Source organism: Olsenella sp. CU969 (assembly GCF_905219715.1).
Lineage (GTDB): Bacteria > Actinomycetota > Coriobacteriia > Coriobacteriales > Atopobiaceae > Granulimonas > Granulimonas faecalis.
Genome location: NZ_CAJMXC010000059.1, coordinates 1 through 12,111 on the forward strand (window position 1 = coordinate 1; position 12,111 = coordinate 12,111).

At 66.7% G+C, this 12,111-nt stretch carries 7 protein-coding genes; 2 read left to right on the plus strand and 5 right to left on the minus strand.

Annotation, left to right across the window (positions count from 1 at the left end; all coding sequences use genetic code 11):
* Together JX283_RS06400 and oxc are read right to left on the minus strand one after the other, a co-directional pair.
* Positions 1–570: AEC family transporter (locus JX283_RS06400; RefSeq protein ID WP_204829835.1), on the minus strand; the 570-nt coding region annotated here is incomplete at its 3' end.
* 66 nt (positions 571–636) lie between these two features.
* Complete coding sequence (oxc, locus tag JX283_RS06405; RefSeq protein ID WP_204829836.1) at positions 637–2,424, minus strand: oxalyl-CoA decarboxylase; 1,788 nt, start codon at positions 2,422–2,424, stop codon at positions 637–639.
* A 307-nt stretch (positions 2,425–2,731) separates the two neighbouring features.
* Here oxc and JX283_RS06410 point away from each other — a divergent pair, with 307 nt between their 5' ends.
* Entirely contained in the window at positions 2,732–3,754 is a 1,023-nt protein-coding gene (locus tag JX283_RS06410) for a formyl-CoA transferase (RefSeq protein ID WP_239652509.1), read from the plus strand.
* Between the two features lie 423 nt (positions 3,755–4,177).
* Here JX283_RS06410 and JX283_RS06415 read toward each other — a convergent pair whose 3' ends face one another.
* Together JX283_RS06415 and JX283_RS06420 are read right to left on the minus strand one after the other, a co-directional pair.
* The gene (locus JX283_RS06415) at positions 4,178–7,555 is read right to left on the minus strand and encodes an ATP-binding cassette domain-containing protein (RefSeq protein WP_204829837.1); all 3,378 of its coding nucleotides are present in this window, start codon (positions 7,553–7,555) and stop codon (positions 4,178–4,180) included.
* 134 nt (positions 7,556–7,689) lie between these two features.
* Complete coding sequence (locus tag JX283_RS06420; protein WP_204407484.1) at positions 7,690–8,088, minus strand: helix-turn-helix transcriptional regulator; 399 nt, start codon at positions 8,086–8,088, stop codon at positions 7,690–7,692.
* Positions 8,089–9,420: 1,332 nt separating this feature from the next.
* Between JX283_RS06420 and JX283_RS06425 the strand changes: the two genes are divergently transcribed.
* Positions 9,421–10,776 (plus strand): Mbeg1-like protein, encoded by a 1,356-nt coding sequence (locus JX283_RS06425; protein ID WP_204829838.1) that lies wholly within the window; start codon positions 9,421–9,423, stop codon positions 10,774–10,776.
* A 55-nt stretch (positions 10,777–10,831) separates the two neighbouring features.
* Here JX283_RS06425 and JX283_RS06430 read toward each other — a convergent pair.
* On the minus strand, positions 10,832–12,111 hold a 1,280-nt coding region (locus JX283_RS06430), incomplete at its 5' end, for a putative ABC transporter permease (protein WP_204829839.1).

The following is a 12,111-nucleotide window of genomic DNA, read 5'->3' on the forward strand; positions in this document are numbered from 1 at the left end:
ACTCGGGGCCTTGGCGTCGTCGACGGCAGCCGAGCCGGCAGCCGGGACGGCGGCGGAGGCGGCGGGCACGGCCTTGGTGCCCTTGGCGGCCTTGGCGCGCATCTCGCTCTGGCCCTTGTTGATGAGGTAGAAGCCGAGCGGAATGGTCACGGCGTTGACCACGATGGACACGATGCCGATGACCAGGTTGGTGGTCACGTCGTTGCCGTAGATCGGGTCGAGGACGGCAAAGCCGAGGAACCCGATGGTGGGCGAGCCGGCGATGAGGGCGCAGACGGCGGCCTCCTGGGTGGTGTGGTGGAACAGTTTCTTGCACAGCAGGTAGCTGAGCATGAACATGCCCGTCACGCCCACGAGGGACAGGNTCGTGANCACCANGTCGCTCGCGAGCATCTCGCGGGTGGCCTTGACGATGGAGACGAACAGGGCTGCGGGCAGGGCGATGTCGAGCACGACCTTGTTGAGGCCCTGGCGCTGGTCGTCGTCGAAATAATGGACGCGACCGCAGATGTAGCCAAGGGCCATGATCACAAGGATCGGCACGATGTCGTTGACGATGATCTTGATCATGGATGCGNTTTTCTCCTCGGGTGCGGGGCCNCCCGCCAAGGCGACCCCGCACGATGGCCTCGCGGCTTACTGGGCCGGCTTCTCCTGGACGAGCTTGCCGTCCACGACCTCCTCGTTCAGGTCCTCGCACTCGCTCGTGGCGAGGGGGCCGACGACGGGCTTGGGGTTGAGGTCGCCGATGTGGCCGGACTCGACGCCGGCGTGGACGGAGAGCTGCACGTTGATGAAGGCGGGCTTGCCGGAGGCCAGGGCCTCGGTGAGGTCGGCCTCGAGCTCGGCGGGCGTGGTGGCGAAGTAGCCGGTGGCGCCGAAGGCCTCGCCCACCTTCTCGTAGTGGGCGCAGGCGTCCAGCGTCAGCGGGCTCGNGTCGCCGGAGTCGCCGAGGGCCTCGAAGTCGCCGCGGTAGATACCGCCGTTGTTGAGGACGATGGTGACGATGGGGAGGTCGAAGCGGCAGGCCGTCTCGACCTCGAGGGGCGCGAAGCCGTAGGCGGAGTCGCCGGAGATGGACACCNCGGGCTTGCCGGTGGTGACGGCGGCGGCGATGGCGTAGGGCATGGCCACGCCCATGACGCCCCAGGTGCCGCAGTCGAGGCGGTGGCGGGGCAGATACATGTCGACGATGTCGCGGCAGTCGTCCAGGGTGTTGGCGCCGTCGTTGGTCACGTAGACGTCGTGGTTCTTGTCGAGCACGCGCTTGATGGCGCCCAGGGCGTTCTGGTGGGTCATCGGCACGGTGTCGGCCGTCTCAGCNCCGCCNAAGCGCTCGTNGTTCTTCTTGGTGTCCGCGGCGAGGAGGTCGATCCACTCCTGGCTGGCCTGGATCTTGTGGGAGGACAGGCCGTCCACGAGCTGCCCCATGACGGTCTTGATGTCACCGAGGAGCGGGCAGTCGATGTGGCGGGCGTTGCCGAACTCGGCACCGTCGATGTCGATCTGGATGAACTTGACGTCGGGGTTGTACTTCTTGCCCCCACCGTAGCCGAGCATCCAGTTGAGGCGGCCGCCGATGAGCAGGATGACGTCGGCCNTGCGCAGGGCGAGGCCGCGGCAGGAGGCGGTGGAGTGGGGGTCGTCGTCGGGGATGAGGCCCTTGGCCATGGACATGGGCTGGAAGGGGATGTTCGTCTTGTCGACGAACTCGGCGACCTCCTTCTCGGCGCGGGCGTAGGCGGCGCCCTTGCCCACGACGATCATGGGGTTCTTGGCGTTCTCGAGCAGCGTCAGGGCCTTCTCGACCATAGCCTGGTCGNCGGGCTGCGCCGGGTTCAGGTTCTCGGCCGTGAACAGGATCTTCTGGGCGGCGTCCTCATCCATGGTCTGGCCCATGAGGTCGTCCGGCATGTCCACATACACGCCGCCGGGACGGCCGGTGGTGGCGGTGCGGATGGCGCGCTCGATACCCAGGGGGATGTCCTCGATGCGGTCGATGCGGAACGAGTCCTTGGCAAAGGGTACAGCGTAGGCACGCTGGTCGAGACCCTCGTACTCGCCCTCGTGGAGGTCGACGGTGTGACGGACCGAGGAGCCGGCCAGCTGGATGCAGGGCCAGCCGTTCTCGGTGGCCTCCTTGAGGGAGGCGAGACCGTTGAGGAAACCGGGGGCCGAGACCGTGAGGAAGACGCCGGGACGACCGGTGAGGAAGCCCTCGGCCGCGGCGGCGTTGCCGGCGTCGGCCTCGTGGCGCATACCCACGTACTTGACGCCCTTGGCCTGNGCGATACGGGCAAAATCGGTGACGGGGATGCCCACCACGCCGTACATGTTCTTNACGCCGTTGGCGATCAAGGTGTCGGCGAGGAAATGCATGCCGTCGGTGAGACCCTGATTCGGGGCGGCGGTTTGGTTGCTCACGTGTACCTCCAATGTCATATGCGGTGGCAGAGCCGCTTCATCGNACGGGGTNNCTTCCCNNGAACCGCGTCGCTCTGGCGCCCGAACCCAAAAAAAGCGGACGTAATACATCTCAAGTCCCTTTATTACATGAGGTAGAGTCCACTGTTTTTTCTGTCAGATTTATAAAATTATATTTATGTAGAGTGATTGTGGACTTGGGGACACCCCGTNGGGACCCCGGAGGCCACGGGTACCCACGACCACGAGAGCCATCATCGCCCAGACCGCCCGAAGGCGGCCTCCACGGTTCGAAGGAAGGAATCCCATGGCAGACACCACCAACACGGCGCCCCTCGCCGGCATCAAGGTCATCGACTGGACCCAGGTCCAGTCCNGCCCCTCCTGCACCCAGNTCCTCNCCTGGCTCGGCGCCGAGGTCATCAAACTCGAGAATGTTCAAGGCGGCGACCCCACCCGTAACGAGATGAACGACGGGGACGGGTCGTACTCCCTGTACTACCTGCAGCTCAACGCCAACAAGAAGTCCCTCACCCTCGACATGAAGGACGACGCCGGCAAGAAGGTGCTCACCGACCTCCTCAAGGACGCCGACGTCTTCGTCGAGAACATCGGCCCGGGCGACGTGGAGAAGCTGGGCTTTGGCTGGGAGCAGGTGCACGCCATCAACCCCAAGTGCATCATGGCCTCCCTCAAGGGCTTCAACCAGGGCAGCCGCTATGCCCACGTGAAGGCCTTCGAGCCCGTGGCCCAGTGCGCCGGCGGCGCCGCCTCCACTACCGGCTGGAACACCGGCGACTTCAACGTTCCCACCCAGTCCGGCGCCGCCCTGGGCGACTCCAACACCGGCATGCACCTGTGCATCGGCATCCTCGCCGCCCTCATGCAGCGCGAGCACACCGGCGAGGGCACCTATGTGTACCAGTCCATGCAGAACGCCGTGCTCAACCTCTGCCGCATCAAGCTCCGCGACCAGCTGATTCTCGACCACCTGCACGAGCTCAGCTACTACGCCTGCTACCCCGGCTACAAGTGGGGCAAGGCCGTGCCGCGCCCCGAGAACGCCGAGGGCGGCCTGGTGCTGGGCTGGTGCTACCGCGCCAAGGGCTGGGAGACCGACCCCAACGCCTACGTCTACATCGTCATCCAGCAGTCGCCCAAGGGCTTTGAGAACTTCTGCAACGCCCTTGGCTTCCAGGACTGGCTCACCGACCCCAAGTTCTCCACGCCCAACGGGCGCGACGAGCACAAGGCCGAGGTCTACGCCCGCGTGGAGCAGTTCACCATGCAGTACGACAANGACACCCTCACCACGATGCTCGGCGAGTAGGGCGNNCCCGTGGGCCCCGTGCTNGACTGGTACGAGCTGGAGAACGACCCCGACCTCAACAGAGACGGCACCATCGTCACCATCGACCAGGACGAGGCCCGCGGCTCCTTCAAGACCATCGGCCTGCCCTTCAGCCTCGCCAACTANAAGCCCGACTACAAGCGCGCCCCCAACCTCGGCGAGAACAACGTCGAGATCCTCAAGGGCCTGGGCTAAACCGACGACNAGATCGCNCAGATGGNGCAGGNCGGCGTCNTCGGCTCCNACAACGGCGTGAAGGCCGACCTCGTGACCCCCGCCGCAAAGTAACCCGCACCACCGAGAGCGACTCGAAGGGCCCCCTGCATCGTCAGACGCAGGGGGCCCGACCTGTCCCAACACCCGGACACTTTTGTCCCAATGGTCGGGCACTTTTGTCCCACCCTACTCGCTGCGCAGCGCCTCCACCGGGTCCTTCCTCGCGGCCATGCGCGACGGGATGAACCCCGCCGCCAGCGTGAGCGCCACCGAGATGGCCACGAGCATCAGGCCGTCCACCGGGGGCAGCACCGCTATGCCCGCGACGCCGTAGTTCTGCTCCACCACGATGCAGATGGGGATGTCGATGAGCACGACCACTGCCACGCCGATGAGGCCGGCCAGCAGCCCCTCGATGAAGGTCTCGGCCGTGAAGATGCGCGTNACGTCGCCCTTGGAGGAGCCGATGGCCCGCAGCACGCCGATCTCCTTGGTGCGCTNGAGCACCGNGATGTAGGTGATGATGGCGATCATGATGGAGCTCACCACCAGCGAGATGGCCACGAACGCCAGCAGGGCCATGGTTATCATGTTGATGATGTCGGTGATGGAGCTCGTCATCATGCCCACGAGGTCGTTGTAGGTGACCTTGTCGGCGTCGGTCTTGGCCTGGGCGTTGTAGCCGGCGATGAAGTCCTCCACACCCCTCGTGGCCTCGAAGTCGCAGGGGTAGATGACGATCCGCTCCGGCCGGTCCTCGGTGGCGTACCCCAGCTTTACCAGCACGTCGTCGTAGGTGCGCGGCGTGTCGCCGGAGTAGCGGGCCATGAGGGCGTCGATCTGCTCCTGGGTGGGCGCCGTCATGCCCGCCATCTCGGCCAGCTGCTCGGGCGTGAGCGACGACAGGTACTGCTCCATGAGGGCCTCGGTGTCCACGCCCTGCAGGTACTGCGCCACGAGCGTCGACGTGTCCATGCTCTCCATGTACTGTCGCATGAGGGCGTCGGTGTCCACGGTCTTCATGTACTCGGCGAGCAGCGCGTCCTTGTCGATGGAGCCCAGGTACTGCCCCATAAGGGCCTTGCCGGCGTCGGAGGCCATGAACTCGCGCGCCATGGCGTCGCGCTGATCGGGCGTCATGGCGGCCAGGATCTGGGCCGGGTCCACCTGCACGCCGAGCTGCTGGGCCAGCNGCTGCCTCTGCTCGTCGGAGAGGCCCTTCACGACGTCGGCCATGAGCTGGACGCGCTGGTCTTCGGTGAGCATGGCCATCATCTGCTCGGGCGTGACGTCGGCGAGTATCGCCTGCACGACCTGCTGCTTCTGCTCGGGGGTGAGCCGCGAGAGGATCTCCTCCGGCGTGATGCTGTCGAGCACCATCTCGCGGATGCGCTCCTGCAGCTCGTCGGCCGAGACGTCGCCCGAGAGGAGCGCCTGCACGAGGGCGCGCTGCTCCGGGCTCAGCTTGGAGAGGTCCACCGTGACGGTGTCGCCGCCCGGCGCCGGCGTGTCGCCCGTACCGGCGTCCCCGGCCCCATCGCCGCCGGCATCCCCTGCGCCGTCCCCGGGTGCCGCCGCCTCGGCGTCCACGAGGTGCAGCGTCACGGTCTCGGGCGCGTGCCAGACACCGGCCGTCACCACGGCCCCGCCACGCCACGGGCCGTCGGCGACACGGGCCCCACCGGCAAAGTCCGTGCGGGAGAACATCGAGGTCATGGTGTTCATTGCCGCATCGACGCCGGCCGCCGCGGAGCCGCCGTCGTCCTCGAAGGCCTCGCCCGTGAGCACGTTCCTGTCGGGGTCGGCAAGCTGCGCCCTCACCACCGGCTGCTCGGCCGCCACGGCCATGAGCCTGCGGGCGAGCGCCCCGGTGTAGACCACACCGCCGGTCATCGGGGCGCCGTCCTTGGCCTGGAGCACGCCCACGACCTCCACGGGCACGCCGTCGGCCATCCGGGACGCCACGTACGGGGCGTCGTCGCCCTTGTCCACATACACGCCGTCCTGCTCCTGGTAAAGCTGTGAGGGCGAGAACACCGNGTAGGTCCTGCCGATGGCGTCGTCGAAGGCCACGGTGTGCACCGGGTCCTCCACCTCCTCGCCCTTCTCGACCGAGGAGACGAGCNCGTCCATGNAGCCCTCGTCGATCAGGCCGAGGGTGTAGAGCACGAAGTCGCTCACGCGGCCGCTCTCGTCCACCACGAGGGCCACCTCGCCCTCCCCTTCCGGCCAGCGGCCGGACCTGAGATCGTACTGCCCCTCGCGGAGCGACTCGTCGTCGACGAGCTGGCTCCACTGCGAGGAGGTCGTGGCGTTGGATGCCATCATGGACTGCGCCATGGTGCCGGCCCCGTNGAACAGCGTGCGGGGAGACACCCGGCTCACGCCGCCGCCCTCGTCCTCACGCCACACCTGGGGCGACACCTCGTAGTCGTAGGAGATCGCGGTGACGTAGGGGCCTATGTCCGCATGGTGTCCCTCTATATAGGAGCGGAAGGCGCCGAGGTTGTTGGTCTTCACCAGCGTGTCGATCTGCTCGACGGTCTTTGCCACGACGTTGTTGGAGACGATGGCGTCCTCCTGCCCACCGTCGCCGCCCGTGCCATAGCCCGCGATCTCCATACGCTCGTTGATGGAGTCCTCGCTCATGGCCCCCATCATGTCCACCGTCTGCCGGCTGATCGTGATGGGGTAGGCGCCCATGGTGTCCGACTCGATGCCGGCGATGTAGTCGTTCATGCCGTTGGAGAGCGACAGGATGAGCGCGATGCCGATGATGCCGATGGCTCCGGCGAACGCCGTGAGGACGGTGCGACCCTTCTTGGTGCGCAGGTTGTTGGCCNAGAGGGCCAAGGCCGTGAGGAACGGTAGGTGCGTGTGGCGGGGCTTGGGGTCCATGGGCTCGGCGGCGAGCTCGGCGGCCGTGGGCGGGTTGGAGTCTGACAGCACCTGGCCGTCGGAGAGGCGCACGATGCGGGTGGCGTAATCCTCGGCGAGCTCGGGGTTGTGTGTGACCATGACCACGAGACGGTCCCTGGAGANCTCCTCGAGCAGGTCCATGATCTGCACCGACGTCTTGGAGTCGAGGGCGCCCGTGGGCTCGTCGGCCAGGATGATGTCGGGGTCGTTGACGATGGCGCGGGCGATGGCCACGCGCTGCATCTGGCCGCCGCTCATCATGGCCGGCTTCTTGGCGAGCTGGTCGCCCANGCCCACCCGCTCCAGGGCCTCGGTGGCACGGCGCGTGCGCTCGGCCGCCGAGACGCNGNCNAGCGTGAGCGCGAGCTCCACGTTGGCAAGCACCGTCTGGTGCGGGATCAGGTTGTAGCTCTGGAACACGAAGCCCACGGAGTGGTTGCGGTAGGCGTNCCAGTCGGCGTCGGAGTAGCCCTTGGTGGACCGGCCGTTCACGAGCAGGTCGCCCGACGTGTACTGGTCGAGGCCGCCCACGATGTTGAGGAGCGTGGTCTTGCCGCAGCCCGACTGGCCGAGGACGGCCACGAACTCGCTTGTNCGANNCGCCAGGGATACCCCGCGCAGGGCCGCCACCTCGCCGTCTCCCACAGGTTAGGTCTTGACGACGTCCTTGAGCTCCAGCATGGGGTCCTCCCGCCGCAAAAAGAAACCCCCGGTTCCCGACCGTAGTCAGAACCGGGGAAAATAACTTTTCACTGAGAGTATAGCCGATGCGGGAGCACCTACTCCTCGGCCGCGACCCCCTCGAGGTCCTCCGCCTCGATGTCCTGCCCGCTCATGCGGATGACCGTGGTCTCGGTCTCGGCGACCTCGCCCATGGGGCGCGCGCGGTGGGACTTGGCCGTGCGGGCGGGCCTCAAGGCGCCGACGAAGCGCTCGATGCGGTCCACCGTCTCGATGTTGATGGAGTAGTGGGTCCACTTGCCCTTGCGCTTGCACACGACGATGCCGGCACTCAGCAGCACCTTCATGTGATGGGAGAGGGTAGACTGGGCGATGTCGAGACGGTCGAGCAGAGCACTGGCGGTCACGCCGGGATGCCTCGCGATGAACCGGACGATGTCGACACGGTTCTCATCTGCCAGCGCCTTGAACACAGCGGCGCCGTCCATGCTCTTCATTGGGAAACTCCTCCCGGCACTCGAGGTGAGAATGGTCATGCATATTCTGTTACTTCTCGGCGCTCTTGTCTAGAAACAAAACCTAATTAGTCTGATATGCGCCAAACTTTTCGAGAACCCCACGTTAAGGTCGCATCATCGGGGTTCGATCCGGCTCCCCCGATGAGAGTACGACGGCCGTCGATGCACTCCTTATCCCGCATCCCTGGACGACACGCCACGCATTGTCGAATCGACTGAATATTCTGCAAACATCTCGGCCCCCGCCCTCCGGCCATGACGCTTCGACCGTTGGCGATGGCAACATCCGAGAAAGACCACGAGGAGCTAAACGCCGAGCCGCCCCGTGCGGTTGGATTCGGTATGTGATAAAAACAATCCAGTTGTCTTCCTACGTTTTTGCCTTTCTCGATACAGGGCGATTCCGTGGAGCGACGGAGCTCCCAAGAGGGACAGATTCTTATATTGATAGGCATGCGTGGGTCATCCCGATCCGTTGAGCTGTCAGCTAGGATTCAACATGTTTTANGACATCGAGGTATCCCGCAATTATATATGCATATTTCTGATNTGCTTNTGCATAAAGAAAGGCCCGTCCCAAAGTACGGGCCTTGATGGCGGAAGACGGCGGCTGGGGCGTGTCCTAGGCGTCGGCGGGGGCGCCGTAGGTGTCCAGNACCTGCCCTTGGCCGTCCACCAACCGGACGGTGCAGGCGAGGTCGTCGCCGACGATGACCTGGTGCAGGCAGGCGGCGTAGATGACCGTGCTGGCGGCGTTCTCCCCCTGGCTGCCCATGCCGGCCTTGGTGCAGGTGAGCGTGACCTCGGTGAGGCCGTCGTTGTAGGCGATGGCGCTCACTTGCGGGAAGTCGGGCGAGTTGGGAANGGCGTCCAGCAGCTGGCGNGTGCGGTCGAGGTCGGCCTCGCAGAAGGCCTCGAAGGCGGTGTCGCTCATGGTCACGGTGTAGTTGCCGTCGGAGTCGCGCACGATGTCGGNGCCGCCGGCCTCCTCNAGGGCGCGCCTGCTGGCACCCTCGTCCTTGGAGTCGAAGTACGCCTGGGGTACGGTGAAGCGGCGCCCCTGGACCCCCTGGCCCTGGGTCGCCGTCGCAGGCGTCGAGGCGTCGCACCCCACGAGGGCAGCCCCGGCACCCACGGTCAGGGTCCCCGCCAGNACGGTGCAGAGGGCGCGGGTGCCCACGGATCGATTCAAAGTGTCCCTCCCTGCGAACATTCGTTTTGTGGTTCATGCCATGGTAGTGACCGCAGGGGTTTCAGGGTGTGGGCAGGGGTACACATCATCAGAACCACAAGGAGAGCCAAGGAGGGCGCGTGGCAGACATTCTCGACTATCTCGACTGGTACGGGGACGTGCCCCTGGAGGCCGTGCCCTTCAACGAGGTGGACAACGTCGTGCTGGCGCAGTTGTCCTACTGCGCCCTGGAGGGCGTGGTGCCCACGGTCGCCGAGGGCGGGACCGTGACCATGGCCGAGGCGGCCGAGCGCTTCCTCGAGGTCAACGGCAAGGAACAGATCTACGGCTGGGCCGGCGTGGTCTCNCCCTACANGGNCCTGCTCCCGCAGAAACTGGCGGCCGGCCGGCGGTTCCNCGCCGCCCGCCTGGGGCGCCTCCACGCCCGGCTCGACGCACGCAGCGGCGAGCNGCTCTGCGTCTTCCACGTGGGGCTGTCGGACGGGTCCACCTACGTGACCTTCCGGGGCACCGACGACACGGTCGTGGGATGGCGCGAGGACTTCGAGATGACCTACGACGTGGTGCCGTCGCAGACCGACGCGGCCACCTACCTCGACGTCACCTGCGGGGACGTGCCGGCCCCCATCATGGTGGGCGGCCACTCCAAGGGAGGCAACCTGGCGGTCTACGGCGCCGCCATGTGCGGCGAGGCCGTGCGCGGGAAGGTCTCGGTCATCTGGAACAACGACGGCCCGGGCTTCGACCCCGAGGTCCTGCCCGAGGAGAGCATCGCCCCGGTGCGTGACCGCATCCGCACCTACGTGCCGGAGTTCGACGTGGTGGGCCAGCTCCTCTCGGTGGGCGAGCCCACCAAGGTGGTGGCCTCGGACGAGCGCGGCGTGATGCAGCACTCCGCGTTGAGCTGGCAGGTGCTGGGGCCGTCGTTCGTGGAGTCGCCGGGNANCCTGCCGGAGGCCAGGGCGGTGAACCGCGCCTTCGACTCGTGGCTCGACTCCGCCGACCGCGAGAAGCGCCGACACGTGTTCACGGCGTTCTTCGACTCGCTGCAGGATGTGGGCGTGGAGGGCCTCTCGGACCTCATGAGCGGCGACCCGGAGATCGTGGCCGGCGTCACGGCCCGGATCGCCGGGGCCGAGCCCGAGGTGCGCGACTACATCATGGACCTGCTCGGCGTCCTGGCCAGCGGCTACATGCAGACACGCGTCTCCCAGGCGGCCCAAGCCACGACGGAGACCGTCCATCAACTGCTGGGCGGGGGCGCCGCACTGGGCGGCGAGCCCGTCTTCGACGAGACCGGGCCGCTGGACCCCGCGGAGATGAGGCGGTACCAGCGCTACATCGGGCGCAAGCGCACCCTCGACAATGCCCGGCGCTGGCTGGGGCTGGACCGCCCCGCGGTGCGGGCGGTCCTGGGGGCGGCGGCGGGAACGGCGGTGGGGGTGCTGCTGTTCAAGGCCCTGCGGAGGCGCTGAGGGGCGCCCGCGCAAGGCCGGGGCNCACGTCGCGGGAGCCCCGGCCGGAACGACCCTACTGCGTCCTCGCGCTCGACGACACCTCCATCGTCATGGTCTGGAAGCGATCGGCCATGTACTCGTTGTCGTAATGCACGGCACAGAACCGCTCGATGGGGTTGGTCTGCGGCACGCCGGCCTCCCGGAGGTACCAGCAGTCGAGGGTGGTGAGGGTGGCCACGCCGTCGAAGATGATGAAGATGGCGCAGATGGTGGTGAGGGTGTAGCGCCAGCCCCAGGGGATGCGCTTGATGAAGTACAGCATGACGGGCAGCAGCAGCTTCACCCACACGAGGCCGAGCAGGCCCCAGCAGCACATGTAGAAGAAGTTGGTGCGGCCGTCGATGTTGAGGAAGGTGCCGCTGTAGTTCCACGCCGTCACGCCGAACGCGTACTGCATGAACCAGCTGGTGAAGAACTCGAAGGCACCGCCGATGACGGCGCTCACAAGGAAGATCACCGGCACGGGCCTGTTGTGGAAGTGGTTGAGGGCGATGGTCATGAGGCAGGCGCCGAAGCCGTAGATGGGCGAGAACGGGCCCCACAGCATGCCGGCGCGGTCCATCCACCAGTGGTTCCCGATGAAGAAGTAGACCGTCTCGACGATGAGGCCGAGGACCGACGCGATGGTGAATATCCAGAACAGGTTGAAGAAGTTCAGCGTGATGTAGCCGGTGCCCGAGCGCCTGCCGGGGATGGTGGTGCGCTCGTCCTTGGAGAAGACCATGGCCTTGAGCGACTCGGTGTCGGTGCGGCGGTTGGCGCGCTCGAGGGCGAGCTCCGGGTCCCAGTAGGAGTGCAGGGCCACGAGCAGGGCGGCGAGGAGCCCGTAGACGATGAGCACGCTCGTCATGCCGAACACCATCACGTGGCAGAGGATGACGCCCGTGAGCAGGAGGATGCAGCCCTCGCAAAGGGCCAGGCGATGGGCGCTGTCGCCCTGGAGGATGCGCAGCGCCATGGCGAAGAGCCCCGCCGCGAGGGCGAGCATGAGCACCGACTCCACGACGAACACCACGACGGTGACGTCGAGGTTGCCACGCACGCCGCCGCGGGCCACGTCGAAGATGGCCTCGGAGGCGAGGGTGCCGAACAGCGGGACGAGGAAGACGCCGGCCACGAGGAGCAGCACGGCGTAGCTGGCGGCCGTGACCGACACGGTATGGCCGAGCAGCGTCACGAAGCGGGGCTTCCTGCGGGTGCCGTCGCGCTTGAGGATGCCCTCGCCGGCGGCGTCGACCTCGGCGGGCGTGGGGGTGGCCTCGTCGGGGGGCTCCGGGGCCACGGGCCCGTAGA

What these genes read in the sequence shown, in the direction of transcription:
- JX283_RS06420 (WP_204407484.1), bottom strand. Translation starts at nt 8,088, where the DNA reads ATGAAGAGCATGGACGGCGCCGCTGTGTTCAAGGCGCTGGCAGATGAG.